At 41.2% G+C, this 17,130-nt stretch carries 14 protein-coding genes; 9 read left to right on the plus strand and 5 right to left on the minus strand.

Annotated elements, in window-relative coordinates; genetic code table 11:
- Positions 1–249: 249 nt before the first annotated feature.
- On the minus strand, positions 250–690 hold the full coding sequence (gene mscL, locus AB5935_RS21215) for a large-conductance mechanosensitive channel protein MscL (RefSeq protein WP_007833631.1): 441 nt from the start codon (positions 688–690) through the stop codon (positions 250–252).
- A 151-nt stretch (positions 691–841) separates the two neighbouring features.
- Here mscL and gap point away from each other — a divergent pair, with 151 nt between their 5' ends.
- The 4 genes from gap to kdsA all read left to right on the plus strand — a co-directional run bounded on the left by gap (position 842) and on the right by kdsA (position 4,701).
- A complete protein-coding gene (gene gap, locus AB5935_RS21220; protein ID WP_005839282.1) occupies positions 842–1,852 on the plus strand; it encodes a type I glyceraldehyde-3-phosphate dehydrogenase in 1,011 nt (336 codons plus the stop codon).
- Between the two features lie 120 nt (positions 1,853–1,972).
- Positions 1,973–2,896, plus strand: coding sequence for a tRNA (adenosine(37)-N6)-dimethylallyltransferase MiaA (gene miaA, locus AB5935_RS21225; protein WP_007844491.1), 924 nt, complete (start codon positions 1,973–1,975; stop codon positions 2,894–2,896).
- A gap of 5 nt (positions 2,897–2,901) precedes the next feature.
- Positions 2,902–3,831, plus strand: a complete 930-nt coding sequence (locus AB5935_RS21230) for a diacylglycerol/lipid kinase family protein (RefSeq protein ID WP_007833636.1) — start codon at positions 2,902–2,904, stop codon at positions 3,829–3,831.
- 72 nt (positions 3,832–3,903) lie between these two features.
- Positions 3,904–4,701, plus strand: coding sequence for a 3-deoxy-8-phosphooctulonate synthase (gene kdsA, locus AB5935_RS21235; protein ID WP_007833638.1), 798 nt, complete (start codon positions 3,904–3,906; stop codon positions 4,699–4,701).
- A gap of 162 nt (positions 4,702–4,863) precedes the next feature.
- On the opposite strand, the gene AB5935_RS21240 is transcribed toward kdsA, so the two are convergent.
- The 4 genes from AB5935_RS21240 to AB5935_RS21255 all read right to left on the minus strand — a co-directional run bounded on the left by AB5935_RS21240 (position 4,864) and on the right by AB5935_RS21255 (position 8,745).
- Positions 4,864–5,376: a ferritin-like domain-containing protein gene (locus tag AB5935_RS21240; RefSeq protein WP_005839275.1), complete on the minus strand. Its 513-nt coding sequence runs from the start codon at positions 5,374–5,376 to the stop codon at positions 4,864–4,866.
- Positions 5,377–5,408: 32 nt separating this feature from the next.
- Complete coding sequence (locus AB5935_RS21245; RefSeq protein ID WP_007833640.1) at positions 5,409–5,561, minus strand: hypothetical protein; 153 nt, start codon at positions 5,559–5,561, stop codon at positions 5,409–5,411.
- Positions 5,562–5,692: 131 nt separating this feature from the next.
- Positions 5,693–6,394: a Crp/Fnr family transcriptional regulator gene (locus AB5935_RS21250; RefSeq protein ID WP_005839272.1), complete on the minus strand. Its 702-nt coding sequence runs from the start codon at positions 6,392–6,394 to the stop codon at positions 5,693–5,695.
- Positions 6,395–6,555: 161 nt separating this feature from the next.
- Positions 6,556–8,745: a glutamine synthetase III gene (locus AB5935_RS21255; protein ID WP_007833642.1), complete on the minus strand. Its 2,190-nt coding sequence runs from the start codon at positions 8,743–8,745 to the stop codon at positions 6,556–6,558.
- A gap of 175 nt (positions 8,746–8,920) precedes the next feature.
- Between AB5935_RS21255 and AB5935_RS21260 the strand changes: the two genes are divergently transcribed.
- From AB5935_RS21260 to AB5935_RS21280, 5 genes are all read left to right on the plus strand, one after another.
- Complete coding sequence (locus AB5935_RS21260) at positions 8,921–11,119, plus strand: DUF5686 family protein (protein ID WP_007833643.1); 2,199 nt, start codon at positions 8,921–8,923, stop codon at positions 11,117–11,119.
- Positions 11,120–11,181: 62 nt separating this feature from the next.
- Complete coding sequence (locus AB5935_RS21265; protein WP_007833644.1) at positions 11,182–12,615, plus strand: TolC family protein; 1,434 nt, start codon at positions 11,182–11,184, stop codon at positions 12,613–12,615.
- Between the two features lie 17 nt (positions 12,616–12,632).
- On the plus strand, positions 12,633–13,628 hold the full coding sequence (locus tag AB5935_RS21270) for an HlyD family secretion protein (RefSeq protein WP_007844499.1): 996 nt from the start codon (positions 12,633–12,635) through the stop codon (positions 13,626–13,628).
- A gap of 60 nt (positions 13,629–13,688) precedes the next feature.
- Positions 13,689–14,861 carry an ABC transporter permease gene (locus AB5935_RS21275; protein ID WP_038609804.1) on the plus strand — a complete coding sequence of 391 codons (1,173 nt, stop codon included), beginning with the start codon at positions 13,689–13,691 and terminating at the stop codon, positions 14,859–14,861.
- Positions 14,845–16,035 carry an ABC transporter permease gene (locus AB5935_RS21280; protein WP_008674808.1) on the plus strand — a complete coding sequence of 397 codons (1,191 nt, stop codon included), beginning with the start codon at positions 14,845–14,847 and terminating at the stop codon, positions 16,033–16,035. The genes AB5935_RS21275 and AB5935_RS21280 overlap by 17 nt, the downstream gene beginning before the upstream one ends.
- The last annotated feature ends 1,095 nt before the right edge of the window (positions 16,036–17,130 follow it).

Genomic DNA, 17,130 nt, shown 5'->3' on the forward strand with positions numbered 1-17,130 from the left:
ATCTTTTCTTGCATATATTATTAAGATATGTAAATGATTTCGTGCCGCAAAGATACTCAGAAAAAATAAAAATCCGTCATGCTGTTGAGGCTTTTTATAATTGAATTGGAAAAACTTTGTTCTTCCTGCTTCCTTGTGGGAAAATATGCAAAAAAAGATTGGAAAGTTTAGGAAATGTCGGCTAGTATGTAGATCACGGGCTGTCCGACAAGCGCTTGAGGGGCAGTCCGTTTTTTTGTGAATAATATTTTATTTTTTGTCAGTTTGTTCTTTCAACAAATCACGGATTTCTGTAAGTAATACCTCCTCCTTGCTGGGGGCAGGCGGGGCAGCGGGAGCAGGGACTTCTTCTTTCTTGCGATTCAGTTTGGCAAGTAATCTTATAAATAAGAATATAGAAAAAGCAATGATGATAAAGTCGAAAGTGGCTTGTAGGAAGTTGCCATAATTCAACGTTACGGCAGCTTTTTCAACTCCATCCACTACTTCGGCCGGCTTTAATTGTAGTTTCAAATCTGTAAAGTTCACGCCACCTACCAGCAATCCGATGGGAGGCATGATGACATCGGCCACAATGGAAGATACTATTTTACCGAAGGCTCCACCGATGATGACACCGACTGCCATGTCAATGACGTTTCCGCGCATTGCGAACGCCTTAAAATCTTGCAAGAAGCTACTTTTTCCCATTTTTTTTTATTTTAATATGAATTTATGTGCGAATATAAAAACAAATTCTTATTTTTGCACCGCGTTTAGGAAATAAATACTAAACGTTTAACAACATTCCAACGTAGAGTGTTTAAAAGCTATATTATAAAACCTTTAAAATTTAAACAAAATGATTAAAGTAGGTATTAACGGATTTGGTCGTATCGGCCGTTTTGTATTCCGTGCAGCTCAGAAAAGAAACGATATTCAGATCGTAGGTATCAATGACCTTTGCCCGGTTGATTACTTAGCATATATGTTGAAGTATGACACTATGCACGGACAATTTGACGGTACTATCGAAGCTGACGTAGAAAATAGCAAATTGATCGTGAACGGCAATGCAATCCGCGTAACAGCTGAAAGAAATCCGGCTGACTTGAAGTGGGATGCAATCGGTGCTGAATACGTAGTTGAATCTACTGGTTTGTTCTTGACTAAAGAAAAAGCTCAGGCTCATATCGAAGCTGGTGCTAAATATGTAGTTATGTCAGCTCCTTCTAAAGATGATACTCCGATGTTCGTTTGCGGTGTAAACGAAAAGACTTATGTTAAAGGTACTCAGTTCGTTTCTAATGCTTCTTGTACTACTAACTGTTTGGCTCCTATCGCTAAGGTATTGAATGACAAATGGGGTATCACTGACGGTTTGATGACTACAGTTCACTCTACAACAGCTACTCAGAAAACAGTTGACGGTCCTTCTATGAAAGACTGGAGAGGTGGTCGTGCTGCTTCTGGCAACATTATCCCTTCATCTACTGGTGCTGCTAAAGCTGTAGGTAAAGTTATTCCTGAATTGAACGGTAAATTGACTGGTATGTCAATGCGTGTTCCGACTTTGGATGTTTCTGTAGTTGACTTGACAGTTAACTTGGCTAAACCGGCTACATACGCTGAAATCTGTGCAGCTATGAAAGAAGCTTCTGAAGGTGAATTGGCTGGTGTTTTGGGTTACACTGAAGATGCAGTTGTTTCTTCTGACTTCTTGGGTGACACTCGTACTTCTATTTTCGACGCTAAAGCTGGTATCGCTTTGACTGATACTTTTGTTAAGGTGGTTTCTTGGTATGACAACGAAATCGGTTACTCTAACAAAGTATTGGATTTGATTGCTCACATGGCTTCTGTAAACTGCTAATCAGTTAAAAACCATATAGTGAAAGCCGTCTGAAGTAATTCAGGCGGCTTTTTTTATGTAGTTTTGCGTGGTAAGTTGCACATTTTCGTTATCTTTGTGCGACTGTTACAAAAACTTAGGATGGAAAAGTACGATTTGATAACGATATTAGGACCTACCGCTTCAGGAAAGACTCCTTTGGCAGCGGCTTTAGCTTACAAGTTAGATACCGAAATTATCAGTGGAGATAGCCGGCAGGTATATCGCCGGATGGATTTAGGTACGGGAAAAGATTTGGAAGACTATATCGTGAATGGACAGCAAATTCCTTACCATCTGATAGACATTGTAGACCCCGGATACAAATATAATGTATTTGAATTTCAACGTGATTTTTTGAATGCCTATGACCAAGTGAGATGGAAGGAAAAAATTCCTATATTATGCGGAGGTACGGGGATGTATCTTGAATCCGTGCTGAAAGGATATAGGCTGCTTCCTGTTCCAGAGAATCCTAAACTTAGGGACTCATTAGCGGGTAAATCATTAGCGGAACTCACCCGGTTGTTGTCAACTTACAAGAAACTTCATAACTCTACGGACGTAGATACTGTAAAACGAGCTATCCGGGCCATTGAAATAGAAGAGTATTACAAGCACCAATCAGCGGAATGCCGTGAGTTTCCGCAAATTCATAGTTTGATCATTGGAGTGGATATAGCCCGTGAGTTACGTCGTGAAAAAATATCCCACCGTTTGAAGCAGCGTTTGGATGAAGGGATGGTAAACGAAGTAAGGGCTTTGTTGGATAGTGGTATTTCTTCCGAGGATTTGATTTATTACGGATTGGAATATAAGTATTTGACTTTATATGTTTTGGGTGAACTTTCTTTCAATGAAATGTTTCATCAATTGGAAATAGCTATCCATCAATTTGCCAAGCGGCAGATGACCTGGTTCCGGGGCATGGAACGGCGAGGGGTCACTATACATTGGCTGGATGCTTGCCTGCCTATGGAAGATAAGGTGGAAAAAATCATTAATTTGTTACACACTAAAAACTAAATGTTATGGCTGTAGAACCAAACAGATGGGGGATTATTTATAATCCGAAAGCCGGAAGCCGTAAGACTCAGAAGCGTTGGAATGAGATACGTAGCTATATGGAAAACCGTAAGGTGGTTTTTGACTACGTACAGTCCGAAGGTTTTGGGTCGGTGGAACGACTCGCCCGTACCTTGGCTAATAATGGTTATCGAACTATTGTGATTGTAGGTGGAGACGGGGCGATCAATGATGCTATTAATGGTATTATGACTTCTATGGTGGAGGATAAGACAAATATCGCTTTCGGAATCATTCCTAATGGCATTGGTAATGATTTTGCCAAATATTGGGGGTTGGATGAGGATAATTATAAAGCGGCGGTAGATTGGATTATAAATCGTCGTCTGAGGAAAATTGATGTGGGGCGTTGTAATTATTTTGATGGAGAGAAACATACTTCCCGCTATTTCCTGAATGCCATATATATAGGTTTAGGTGCGCGTATTGTACAGATCTCAGATGGTACCCGCCGTTTTTGGGGAATACGTGAGTTGTCTTTTGTCGCTTCCATGTTCCTGTTGCTGTTTGAACGTAAATTGTACCGCACGCATCTTTGTATCAACGGCGAACATATTCGTGGACGTATCATGACGGTATGTGTGGGAAGTGCCCGTGGATACGGTTTGACACCTAGTGCAGTTCCTTATAATGGCTGGTTGGATGTGTCGGTCATTTATCGTCCGGAGTTAATTCAACTTTTCTCGGGTATGTGGATGCTGTTACAGGGACGTATTCTAAATCATAAAATGGTGAAACCCTATCGTACACGGAAAGTAAAAGTACTACGTGCGCAGAATGCTTCTGTCAGTTTGGACGGGCGTATTTTAGACCGCCATTTCCCTTTGGAAATTACGATCCAACCTGAAGCTATAACTTTGATTATCCCTAATTAAAAAATATAGATATCCATTTCTTGTTTTAAGAGTAAAAGCAGAGTAGATATCTCAACGAATAGACGTAAGATAATGACAATTTCAGATTTAAGAAAGACAGATAATTTCTTTTTATTGGCTGGTCCTTGTGTGATCGAAGGAGAGGAAATGGCTCTCCGAATAGCAGATCGTATTGTGAAAATAACAGATAAACTGGGTATTCCCTATGTGTTTAAAGGGTCTTATCGTAAGGCTAACCGTTCCCGTTTGGATTCGTTTACAGGAATAGGTGATGAAAAGGCTTTGAAAGTACTTCGTAAAGTACGGGAAACTTTTGATATTCCTATAGTAACCGATATTCATAGTGCTGGAGAAGCTGCTATGGCCGCTGAGTATGTGGATGTGTTGCAGATTCCTGCCTTTCTTTGTCGCCAGACTGACTTGCTGGTGGCGGCAGCCCATACCGGAAAGATTGTCAACATCAAGAAAGGACAATTTTTATCACCTGGTGCCATGCGTTTTGCTGCTGACAAAGTGGTGGAGGCGGGTAATGATCAGGTTATGCTGACTGAACGAGGAACGACTTTCGGGTATCAGGATCTGATTGTAGATTATCGGGGTATTCCGGAAATGCAGACTTTAGGTTTTCCTGTGATTCTGGATGTGACACATTCTCTGCAACAGCCTAATCAAACTGCTGGTGTGACAGGTGGTATGCCGCAGCTTATTGAAACGGTAGCCAAGGCTGGCATAGCGGTAGGAGTGGACGGTTTGTTTATGGAAACCCATGAAGACCCTTCTGTAGCTAAGAGTGACGGAGCGAATATGTTGAAACTGGATTTATTGGAAGGGTTATTGACCAAACTGGTGAGAATCCGTCAGGTGTTATAAATGTTATTTGTTGGGGCTTCACAGGTAAGATGGGTTAATTTTTATTTGGACTGTGGGGCAACTTGCATGAATAGTATAAAATAAGGCCGGTTCTTGCAGTAGAAATCGGCCTTACCTTTCTTTCTCCATTAAAACAGAAGAAAGAATAGAAGCAGATGTGGATTATTTTTTTAGAATATAAGCCTTCATGCGGGCTATATCATTTAAGTAATCTTGCAAATCTTGTTCATGGTCCTCTTCTTCTGCCATAATATGTTTGGCAATATCACAAGTGGTGAAGTCAATTCCGTTTGTGAATTCGGCAATTTGCTGATAACGGTAGATGGCACAACGTTCGGATTCTACATTTTGTTTCAACAAGATTTCCGAACCGAAATCTACGGGCGCATCATATTTGCAGCGAGCTAAATCAAACCATTGTTTAGGGTCAAGTACGGGTACACCTTCCAATTCAATGATACGGTCGGCCAATAATTTTGCATGGTTATATTCCTCGGCTGCATGTTCTTGAAACTCGCGTTGTACATCACCGCGCATAGCGCCTTCTACTACGAACGAACCTACCCAATACTGGTAGAAAGCCAACCATTCTTCAGACAGAGCTGCATTCAGCTGAGCCAACAAGTCCACAATGTCAATTTTATCCTTCAGGATATTCACAGATTCTTTAGCCATAATGTAAAGTTTAAGTTAGTGTTTATTATTATTTAGTCCACAGCGGGTATAGTCATGTCGTCTAACACGCCTACGCCTTCCTGGTCTACATCTTTTTTTACGTCAGAACTGGTATAAAGCCAGATACCGAATCCCAGCACAAATAAAATAAGGAGGATGATTCCCCATAATTTACCTTTACTCATAGTTTTTTGGTTTTTAGTTTCTCTAATAACAGATGGTGCAGAAAAAGGTTTTTATAAGTCGCGAAAAAAACAGGCGTCTGTTATGGAAAAACGGACGCCTGTGTGTGTGAAGTATGAATTGATATTAGATTTTATCCTATTTTGCTGATTTTTTTTAGTTTCTCTTCATCAATGATTTTAATTTTTCTACCGTCGATGGTAATTAGTTTTTCAGTTGCAAAGTTAGAAAGCGTACGGATTGCGTTCGAAGTAGTCATATTTGATAAGTTTGCCAAATCTTCTCGTGAAAGGTAAATGCTTAGTGTAGATTCATCTTCTTCTACTCCATAAGTATCTTTCAAAAATAACAGAGATTCTGCCAATCGCCCACGAATATGTTTTTGTGTAAGATTTACGGTTCTTTCATCAGAAATTCCCAAATCGATAGAAAGTTGGCGGATAAAGAACAAAGCTAATTCTGAGTTGTCTTTTATCAGTTTCATAATGGCCGGCATGGGAATAAGGCAGATAGTGCAAGGTTCGAAAGCAGAAGCAGCTGTCACAAAGTTCCCTTCGGCAAAAAAGGCTCGGTATGCGAAATATTCTTTCGTCTTTAATACGCGGATAATCTGGCTACGTCCTCCCACACCTTCTTTGTAGATTTTTACTTTTCCACTAAGAAGACACATAAGGTGCATCGGAGTTTCTCCTTCGCAGTATATCGTCTCATTCTTTTTATACTTTTGTATCGTAAAGTTCTGAGCCAAGAACTCTCTTTGTTCCTGTGTTAAAGGTTGCCATAAGTCTGGTATACTTTCAGCAATCTCAGTTTCTGATAATTCTTTTCTAACCATAAACGTGCTATAAAACCGTGTTATAGAGCACAAATATAAGAAGAAAAAATAAAAGGACGAAGTAATCAGAAGAAAAAAGAAAGATATATTATTAATTTATCTTCAAAAAATAACAAAAGGATAGGTTTTTATCTCCTATCCTTTCTTTTTTGTGTGAAATTTTATTTGGTGAACAGTAATTCACGATATTTAGGTAATGGCCAAATCTCATCGTCTATTTCTAGTTCCAAATGGTCAATATGGTCGCGGATTTCTTCCAAATATGGACGCACTTGTTCCTCGTAACTGAAGGCTTTCTCTACTTGGCTTCCCAAATGATTTGCTACTTTTCGGGCTTCTGTCATGTTGTGCACGGCTTTTTTAATAGCAAGTATGCGGTTTTGAATTTCACGTACCAAATTCTTCCGGTCCTCGGTCAGTTTTTCATATTCTTCGGTGGAGAATATCTCTTTTAGACCACGAAGATTTTCTAATAGTCTGTTCTGATAAATTACAGCTGTGGGAACAATATGATTGATGGCCAGGTCGCCTAGTACACGGCTTTCAATCTGGACCTTTTTAGTAAACTTTTCCAGTTCCACTTCTATACGGCAAAACAATTCATTTTCATTGAATATTTTTTCGCCTATCAGTACTGCACGAGATTGTTTATCGTTGAACTTCAGGATGGCTTCGGGTACATGGCAGATATTAGTCAATCCGCGTCGCGCGGCTTCTGCTTTCCATTCTTCCGAGTAGCCGTCACCTTCAAAACGGATGTTTTGTGAAGCGATAATGGTTTCTTTTAATACCTTGTATAGAGCTTCTTCCTGTTCCATCCCTCCGTTTACTAATTTATCTATCTGGGTCTTGAACTCATTCAACTGGTGTGCCATAGCGGCATTGATAACAATCATTGATGCGGCACAGTTAGCAGATGAACCTGCGGCACGGAATTCAAAACGGTTTCCGGTGAAGGCAAAAGGAGAGGTACGGTTACGGTCTGTATTGTCTTGCAATATGGCAGGTATGCGCCCGATACCCAATTGCAATGCTTTCTTTTCATCAGGGGTCAGTTCAGCGTCATTCAGACGTGCCACTACTTCGTCTAACATATGGGAAAGATGACGTCCTAGGAAAATAGACAGAATGGCGGGAGGTGCTTCATTTGCTCCCAGGCGATGGCTGTTTCCGGCACTGACAATAGAGGCACGTAGTAAATCCTGGTTTTTATAGACCATCATCAGTACGTTGACTATGAAAGTAAGGAAAAGCATATTTCCTTCCGCAGTCTTGGCAGGAGAGAACAAATTGATACCTGTGTCTGTACAAAGTGACCAGTTGTTGTGTTTGCCCGATCCGTTTACTCCCTTGAATGGTTTTTCGTGGAGCAGTACAGTAAAATTATGTTTGGAAGCGATACGCTTCATCAGGTCCATTACTAGCTGGTTGTGGTCGTTGGCTAGATTTACATCTTCAAAAATAGGGGCTAGCTCAAATTGGTTGGGAGCCACTTCGTTATGCCGTGTTTTTACCGGAATTCCTAGTTTGTGACATTCTAGTTCCAACTCTTTCATAAAGCTGGTTACACGTGGAGGGATGGAACCGAAGTAGTGGTCATCTAGCTGCTGGTCCTTGGCAGACGAGTGTCCCATTAAGGTGCGTCCGGTCAGACAAAGATCCGGACGTGCATTATATAGTGCGGTATCCACTAAAAAGTATTCTTGTTCCCAACCTAGATTGGCGAATACGCGTTTTACGTTTGGATCGAACATTCTGCAAACTTCAGTTGCTGCTTTGTCTACAGCACCTAATGCCTTCAATAAAGGAGTTTTATAGTCGAGTGCTTCGCCTGTATAAGAGATGAAGATAGTAGGAATACAAAGTGTGCTGTCTACAATGAAAGCCGGAGAAGAAACATCCCATGCCGTATAGCCTCGGGCTTCAAATGTGTTCCGGATACCGCCGTTGGGAAAACTGGACGCATCCGGTTCTTGTTGGATAAGCAGTTTGCCCGAGAAGCGTTCTATAACATTACCGTCATCACCGAATTCAATAAAGCCGTCGTGCTTTTCGGCAGTTCCGTCAGTCAGAGGCTGGAACCAATGAGTGTAGTGGGTAACATTAAAGGTCTTTGCCCAATTCTTCATGCCATTGGCTATCATGTCGGCCATTTCACGATTGATAGGGGTACCTTTCTCAATTGCGTTTATTACTGCTTTATAAGCCTCACTAGGCAGATATTCCTGCATTTTTTTACGGTCGAATACGTGGTTACCGTAATAATCAGCTAACTTTTCAGAGGGGTAGTCAACTTTAACGGGGCGTCTGTTGGCTAACTCCTGTAGAGCAAAAAATCTCATTTTGGACATGTTGTCTTTCTTTTACTGGTTGTTGGCTGCAAAAATACTGCTTTTTGATTAATAATTCGCTATATCGCTAATCATTTTTCATTTCTGTTAAGGATGTTAATTAAGTATTATCATGCATCAGCCTGTTGGTTTTTGTTTATATTTGCTCTTCAAATGATGAAAAGAAAGTACATTGATGCACTATATACGGATTGTCAGACTGATTATATTTTGTCTTTTGTTACCTTTAGCTGTTCAGGCTAAGAGGGAAAAGGTTGATATGCCCGACAAGCCGGTGGTGTCTGATTCCATTCTTCAGTGTATTTTCCAGTTTTCGCCGTTCTATTCCCGTATCATTGATGAGTATAAGGCTGATTTATATATAAAAGGAAAAGTGAAGGTACATAAGCGCAATCACCTTATCCGCTATGTACCGTCCATGTTCCGTTTCGAAAAACACATCAATGATTATCTTATGGAGTCTCTTAGTGAGTTGCATTATACGGCCCCTGATATATACGACCGTAAGATAAAGGCGGTATCTACTACATTTCCACGTAACAGGGGACAGATAACGGATGTGATGGATTATTTGAACATGAATATCTATTCTTCTTCATTGATGTCCGATAAACTTCTTTCTCCGTTGGATAAGAAATCTAGCAGATATTATCATTATTTATTGGATTCTATAGCTGGTTCTTCCGACTGCCAGCGGTATAAAATACTCATTATTCCCAAATTCCGTGGTACGCAATTGGTCAGTGGATATATGTGGGTTAGTGATCAGATATGGACTATTCGTGAACTTTATATTGAGGGCGTTTATGATGTGATCCGCTTCAAAGTTCGTGTCAAGATGGGGGAGGAGGGCGATGTGGAGTTTCTGCCGGTGCAGTTTGATTTGAATCTTGTTTTTAAGTTTCTAGGTAACCATCTGGAAATGGATATAGGAGCCTGGTTGAAGTACAATGAGATTAAATTTTATGAAGGAGCCGCCCGGCGTAAATCTCAAAAGAAGCATCACCATGATCTGACGGAATCCTACAAGCTGACTTGTGATTCGGAACAGCTGATAACAGATAAGGAAAAGTTCAATGAACTGCGTCCCATTCCGTTGTCCGCTTTGGAAGATTCTTTGTACAGAAGTTATGCTTTACGTCAAGATACGCTTTTACGCGTACCGAAAAAGAAGAAGAATGAACATTTGGAGTTTTGGGGAGAGTTGGGTGATATGCTTATCAGTAGTTACAATGTGAATTTGTCCAGCATGGGGAGTGTGCGTTGTTCTCCACTTATTAATCCGGTGTTGTTGGATTATAGTCACAGCAGGGGTTTTTCATATAAGCAGAAGTTTAAATACAGTCGGCTTTTTCATGATGGGCGTGTACTTAGAATCAGTCCGCAGATAGGTTATAATTTTACACATAAGGAACTTTATGTGAAAGCGGATGCCGATTGGCAATATTGGCCGGAAAAGCAGGCTAGTTTTGAGGTTAGTGTAGGTAACGGTAACCGCATATATAGTAGTGTCGTATTGGATCAGCTAAAGCAATTGCCCGATAGTACCTTTAATTTTGACCAATTGGAGTTGGATTATTTTAAGGATGTGTATCTCAATCTGTTCCATAATATAGAAATAGTGAATGGCTTGTTTGTTAAAGCAGGTGTTTCCGTACATTGGAGGTATCTGATAAATAATTCGAAAGTCATTCTTGAAAAGCCGTTGCCTGATAAGGATTGGGCGGCATTGCGAGGTATCAGATCAGAATACAATAGTTTTGCACCTCGTATACGTATTGAATGGACTCCTGGTATGTATTATTACATGAACGGTCGCCGGAAGATGAATGTAGGTTCCAGTATGCCTACTTTTATGCTGGATTATGAACGGGGTATTAAAGGTGTATTCAAGAGTACGGGTGCTCATGAACGTTGGGAGTTTGATATACAGCAAAACTTGAAGCTAAGCGGAATCCGAAGTATCGGTTATCGCATTGGGGGGGGGATGTTTACCAAGCAGGAAGATATGTATTTCGTGGATTTTGCCAACTTTGCCCGTCGTAATCTTCCCGAAGGATGGAATGATGATATTGGTGGCACTTTCCAATTGTTGGACGGACGTTGGTATAACTCCTCACGTCAGTACTGGCGGGGGAATTTCACTTATGAGTCTCCCTTTATTCTCTTGAAACCCTTAAACCGTTGGCTGGGGTTAGTCCAGCAGGAGCGCTTGTATGGTGGTATCCTGTTCATGCCACATCTTAATCCATATATCGAGTTGGGTTATGGCATCGGTACACATATATTTGATGTGGGGGCTTTTGTAAGCACTATCAACGGGCAATTTGATACCTTTGGTTTTAAATTCACTTTCGAGTTATTTAATAAATAATCCTGTTCAAACAATCTGTTTGGTTTTCTGTTTATTACAACATAACAGAAACTAAACAGTGTATGCATTATAAAATATTTTTATGTGTCCTTTTGTTCCCGGTTTCATTATCAGCTCAAAACGGGGAATTATCTTTAACATTGGAACAATCTGCCAGCCTGATGAACAAGGGCAGCCACACGTTGCAAATGGCGGATAAGGCTATAGAGATAGCACGCAGTGAGCGACAAAAGATGAATGCTTTTTGGTATCCGTCTTTGAATGCATCGGGGGCATACGTCCATTTGTCCAACAATATTGAGGTCAAGGAACCTTTAAAGCAATTTACCGATCCGGCAAAAGACTTTGTACATTCCATTGTGCCCGATGATAAATTTATTTCTTCTATTCTTGATAATATAGGTGCGCATACCCTTACTTTTCCTTTGTTAGAACGTAACCTGACAACCATAGATGCTAATGTGATGTGGCCGCTTTTTACAGGCGGAAAACGAATCTTTGCGACCCGTATTGGTAACCGTATGGTAGATTTGGCCAAAGCAGGTAGGGAAGAGGCGGGAGCTACTTTGCAATCGGAGCTGGTGGAAACTTATTATGCTTTGCGTCTGGCGCAAAGAGTGGTGGATGTACGCGAGCAAACCTTTCTAGGTTTACAGAAACATTACCGTAATGCTATGAAACTGGAGAAGAACGGTATGATAAATAAGGCCGAACGCCTCTTTGCCCAGGTCACTATGGATGAAGCCAGACGTGAGTTGGAATCTGCTCGGAAAGATTTAAATGTAGCGCAAAATGCCTTGAAAGTTTTGTTGAATGTGGAAGACGCTACATCCATTAATCCCAGTTCTCCTTTGTTTATGAACCATGATCTGCCCGATGAACTTTATTTCAAGAATCTGGTAAGTACCGGCAACTATATAGTAAGTAAATTGCGAATACAGGAGGTGATGGCAGATAATCAATTGAAAATCAGTAAAAGTGCATACATCCCTACCATTGCATTGTTTGGAAAGCAGACACTTTATGCAGACAATCTTCCGAAAAACTTGATGCCCCGTACTTTGATAGGGGTGGGCTTTACTTGGAATATATTCGACGGGCTGAACCGTGAAGCCAATATCCGTCAGGCGCGTCTTACTAAACAAACTTTGCAACTGGGACGGGAAAAGGTTCAGAATGAATTGGGAGTTCTGGTAGACAAGTTATATAGCGAAATTCAGAATGCAAAGGATGATGTCGCCGCACTCAATACCACGATTGAGATGAGTCGTGAACTGGTACGTATCCGTAAAAAGTCCTTTCAGGAAGGAATGGCTACCTCTACTGATGTGATTGATGCAGAAACCATGTTGTCCAAGGTGCAGATTGCTTTTTTGCTGGCTTATTATAAATATGATGTGGCACTGGCATCTCTGCTCTCTACTTGCGGAATGCCCGAAAGCTTTTGGCAGTATAGCCGTACCGGACAAACTGAGAACTTTATATTCGGAAAATAATAAAAAAAGAAAACAATATGGAAAAAGAGAAGAAACAGTTAGGAGTCGCTTTTATCGTTGTTCTTGTGGCCATTGTTATGGTGTCTGCCATTGGGATTATAGCTATGAGCGATAAACCGGTTGTATTGCAAGGGCAGATAGAAGCTACTGAAATACGGATTTCTGGAAAACTTCCCGGTCGAATTGATACCTTTTTGGTCCGGGAGGGACAGTATGTAAAGATGGGCGACACCTTGGTTGTGATTAACAGTCCTGAGGCTTGGGCGAAGTTCCAGCAGGTAAATGCCTTGGAAGATATTGCGAAATTTCAGAATAAGAAAATTGACGACGGTACACGTCGGCAAATAGTCCGTTCGGTAGAAGAATTGTGGAACAAGTCAAAGAGTGACTTGCAACTGGCCAAGGTGACGTATGGCCGTATTCAGGCGCTTTACAAAGATAGCGTGGTCACCAGTCAGCGGAAAGATGAAGTGGAAGCCATGTATAAAGCTGCTGTTGCCGCCGAACGGGCAGCGCATCAACAATTTTTATTAGTGAAGGACGGAGCGCAGAAAGAGGATAAAGAGAGTGCCCGCTCCTTGGTGGATGCGGCTCGGGGCACTGTGAATGAGGTTCAGGCCTTGTTGATGGATGCCCGCCTCACAGCTCCCGAAAACGGACAGATATCAACCATCTACCCCAAGCGTGGAGAACTGGTAGGAGCGGGGGCTCCCATTATGAGCTTGGTAGTATTAGATGATTGCCATGTAGTGCTTAATGTCCGTGAGGACTATATGCCTTATTTCCGTATGAACAAGAATTTCATGGGAGATATTCCGGCTCTTGATGTAAAAAACAAGGTATTTAAAATCAATTACATCAGCCCGTTGGGGAGTTTTGCTACTTGGCGATCTACCAAGCAGACGGGGACGTACGATATGAAAACTTTTGAAATTCATGCGCTGCCTGTAGAGCCGATGGAGGGGTTAAGACCGGGTATGTCCGTCTTGGTAAATTTGGATGAATTGAAATGATAGAAGGATAGCTGTGTTATTCTGATTGCAGTGAATGGTAAATATAAATGAACTACTTGAATGAAAGAATCTCCTTTTATAGCGGTATTGAAACGTGAACTGGACCGTATGGTTTCTCGGCGCATTTATTTTGCGTCGTGTATCGTCTTGCCTTTGTTCTCTATCTTCTTTATGGCTACAATTTTTGGTAACGGACAGATGGAGAATCTGCCTGTGGGTATTGTGGATGGTGATAATACAGCCACTTCTCGTGAGATAATTCGTATGACCGAGGCTGTTCCTACTTTCCGCATCACTCGGCATTATGCTGATGAAGTGGAGGCCAGGGCAGATGTGCAGCGGAAAAGTATTTATGGATACCTCAGTATTCCGTCTGGTTTTGAAGCAAAGGTGATGGATGGTAAGGAAACAGCTCTGACTTATTATTACCATTATGCATTGATGAGTGTGGGAAGTGAGGTTCACGGAGCATTTCAAAGTTTGTTGAAAAGCATTTCGGTAGTTCCCATTGTCACTCATGCTGTGGCACTGGGTATAAATCAGGAAGAGATAGAATCTTTTCTGTTACCGGTTACCACACAGAATCATCCGTTATTTAATCCTGATATGGATTATTCGGTTTATCTTACACAGCCATTCTTTTTCGTTTTTCTGCAAGTTATCTTGTTGTTGGTCACCACATATTCCATTGGCAGTGAAGGGAAATTCCATACTTCAGCCAACTGGCTTGCGGTGGCAGATGGGAATATTTGGGTGGCGGTTACTGCCAAGTTGCTTCCATATAGTTTTATCTTTATCGTTATGAGTATTCTGGCAAACTATGTCTTTTTTGGTGTTATGCATATACCGATGGATTGTGGTTTTTGGGCGTTGAATTTTACTTCGGCACTATTGGTCATTGCTACGCAGGCACTGGCGGTTTTTCTGTTCTCTCTTTTTCCTGCGTTGAGTATTATTATCAGTATAGTTTCCATGGTAGGGTCGTTAGGCGCTACCCTTGGCGGGGTTACATTTCCGGTGCCTCACATGTTTGCACCGGTGTACTATGCCTCTTATCTTTTTCCTGTCCGTCATTTTGTCGAGATTGGACAGAATCTTCTTTATGGCAACTATGGTTATGCGTATATGTGGGGCAATGCAGCCTGTCTGCTGTTGTTTCTTATTCCCCCTTTATTGTTGTTACCTCATTTGAAACGCTCTTTAATCAGTCGGAAATATGACGATATTGAATAATATATTAGCTGTATCTTGGCACGAGTTTCGTGTAATATGTACCCGCTATTCCATTTTATTGGTACTCAGCGGTGGCATCTTTGTGTATGGATTACTTTATAACTATATGTATGCTCCCAATGTGGTACGCAATGCTCCGGTGGCAGTAGTGGATATGAGTCGCACTCCGTTAAGCCGCAGTTACATCCGTTTGCTGGATGCCACTCCGCAGGCACGGGTATTGACAAACAATGCTGATTTGCCTGCTGCTAAGGAATTGATGAAATGTGATGAAGTGGTGGGCATTGTTTACATTCCCTCGGATTTTGACGCTCGTGTGGGGCGTGGTGAAGAAGCGATATATATTATGTACAGCACCACTACGGCTTTTCTTTATTTTGCTTCCATGCAGGAGGCGTCTGCTGGAGCCATGCTTGCTGTGAATGATGATGTTCGACCCGAACAAGTGGTTTTTCTACCTCAGGATGATATACAGTCTGTGGTTCAAACAAAGTCTGTCGATGTGGTGGGTACCGCCCTGTATAATTATACCGATGGTTATGGTACTTATTTGATACCTGCCGTTTTGATGGTTGTTATTTTTCAGACGTTGATATTTGTTATCAGTATGTTGAGTGGGAAAGAGCGTGAAACTGGAGATATACTGATGTTTGCAGGCCCTGAAGGAAGGGATCTTTCTTTTTTACGTATGGCATCCGTAGTGATAGGAAAATCATTTACTTATTTAGCCTTTTATGCTTTATTCTCTATCTTTTTGTTGGGGCTTCTTCCTTTAGTTTTCCAATTGCCTCATTTAGCATATCCGTGGAAAATTGTGGCACTTATGATACCTTATATTCTTGCTACCAGTTTCTTTGGATTGGCCTGTTCGTTATTTTTCAGTGATAGTGATGCTCCATTGTTGTTGGTAGCTTTCTTCTCTGTAGGATTGATTTTCCTGTCCGGAGTTTCTTATCCGCTGGAGTTAATGCCTTGGTATTGGCAATGGATTCATTATATGGTTCCTGCGGCTTCCGGAACTTTGGCCTTTGTTAAGATAAATTCTATGGGAGCTAGTATGTCTGAAATCAGTCAGCAATATATTATCCTATGGATACAATGTGCGATATACTTTGTTTTGGCTTGTCGAGCCTATCGCTACAATATAAAGAAAGCAAAGTGTGAAAGACAATAATTTTATGTGTGATTGTTTTTTATGTAATTCGTTTTGCTGATTCTTTATTTTTTATAAGATCTGTTTGGAACTGGAGCGAGGAGCCTGAAAGTTGTTGATATTTTAATTCTTGGTGATTATTCTCTTGTTGTTTCTTTTGCTTTTTCAGCTCCTTTTATGAGATGATGCAAGGGGGAAACTTGCAAACTTGCACAACTTGCAGTCTTTCCACACACACACACGAGCGCGCGCGATTACGCGTATGCGTACATCATAGCGATGGATTATTATATCCTGGTAAAGTAATGACGGACAATCCGATGAGAGTGTGAAGGGTAGAGTGGAGGAAGAGATGAAGTGGTGTGTTAGCTTCCATCTTTTTTCCTAGTTCTAGGTAGTGAATGGTATGGTTCTATCCTGTTTTTTGTAATGGGGGGATGAAGAAAATCTTTCTGGAGGTTATGGTAACCAATGAGCGGTAGGTGAACAGCAGCCGGCAGCTTTTCTGACGGAGTGTCTGGGCATTGGACGGGATGCTATGTGCTTTTGTATAGTTTGTGTGTTCCGAAGGGTTAGTAACGTGTGTTCCGTAAGGTTAGTAATGTATGACCTTGTACGTTACTAACATAGAGGCCTGTATGTTAGTAACGTACCTTGTTTAAAGTAGGTAGGAGGTTTTTCGCATGCAGGATACGTGTCTTCCGCAGAATTATGTGAATTGTATTGGTAAGGTTAAAGTGTGTGGTTGTCGCAGATTCAGGGAGTCGGTCCTTTACGGTCAGTGTCTGTTTTGTTCTAGTCCTTGTCTTCCGCTTTCTTATTTTCTCCTTGTCAGGCTTTCCTGCTCTTTTCCACCGGAAGTCTTGTCACGTATCTCCCTTTCCGCCTTTTGCATTCTGTTATCCTTTCCTCCGTTGTAGTTCTCTCCGGTATCGTCCGTCTGTCTTCCACTCTCTTTTTTATGCTTTATTATTTTTTCATATTATAATGTACGCGCACGTGTGTGGGTGTGGAAGTGCTGCAAGTTTTGCAAGTTTGCAAGTTTGCGTATTCTTTTTTTTCTTTTTCCGTTTTTGTTTACGCGCGTGCGAATATTATAATGTGTCTGTCTTTTTC

Source organism: Phocaeicola sp. RTP21198st1_B8_RTP21198_201120, assembly GCF_040929485.1.
Taxonomy (GTDB): Bacteria; Bacteroidota; Bacteroidia; order Bacteroidales; family Bacteroidaceae; genus Phocaeicola; species Phocaeicola dorei.

Bases quoted from the DNA above. Each gene is read 5' to 3' on its own strand.
- AB5935_RS21260 (WP_007833643.1), top strand. From the start codon at position 8,921: ATGCACTATATACGGATTGTCAGACTGATTATATTTTGTCTTTTGTTA.
- kdsA (WP_007833638.1), top strand. From the start codon at position 3,904: ATGACAATTTCAGATTTAAGAAAGACAGATAATTTCTTTTTATTGGCT.
- AB5935_RS21280 (WP_008674808.1), top strand. From the start codon at position 14,845: ATGACGATATTGAATAATATATTAGCTGTATCTTGGCACGAGTTTCGT.
- AB5935_RS21230 (WP_007833636.1), top strand. From the start codon at position 2,902: ATGGCTGTAGAACCAAACAGATGGGGGATTATTTATAATCCGAAAGCC.
- mscL (WP_007833631.1), bottom strand. From the start codon at position 690: ATGGGAAAAAGTAGCTTCTTGCAAGATTTTAAGGCGTTCGCAATGCGC.
- AB5935_RS21240 (WP_005839275.1), bottom strand. From the start codon at position 5,376: ATGGCTAAAGAATCTGTGAATATCCTGAAGGATAAAATTGACATTGTG.
- AB5935_RS21265 (WP_007833644.1), top strand. From the start codon at position 11,182: ATGCATTATAAAATATTTTTATGTGTCCTTTTGTTCCCGGTTTCATTA.
- gap (WP_005839282.1), top strand. From the start codon at position 842: ATGATTAAAGTAGGTATTAACGGATTTGGTCGTATCGGCCGTTTTGTA.
- AB5935_RS21270 (WP_007844499.1), top strand. From the start codon at position 12,633: ATGGAAAAAGAGAAGAAACAGTTAGGAGTCGCTTTTATCGTTGTTCTT.
- AB5935_RS21255 (WP_007833642.1), bottom strand. From the start codon at position 8,745: ATGTCCAAAATGAGATTTTTTGCTCTACAGGAGTTAGCCAACAGACGC.
- AB5935_RS21275 (WP_038609804.1), top strand. From the start codon at position 13,689: ATGAAAGAATCTCCTTTTATAGCGGTATTGAAACGTGAACTGGACCGT.
- miaA (WP_007844491.1), top strand. From the start codon at position 1,973: ATGGAAAAGTACGATTTGATAACGATATTAGGACCTACCGCTTCAGGA.
- AB5935_RS21245 (WP_007833640.1), bottom strand. From the start codon at position 5,561: ATGAGTAAAGGTAAATTATGGGGAATCATCCTCCTTATTTTATTTGTG.
- AB5935_RS21250 (WP_005839272.1), bottom strand. From the start codon at position 6,394: ATGGTTAGAAAAGAATTATCAGAAACTGAGATTGCTGAAAGTATACCA.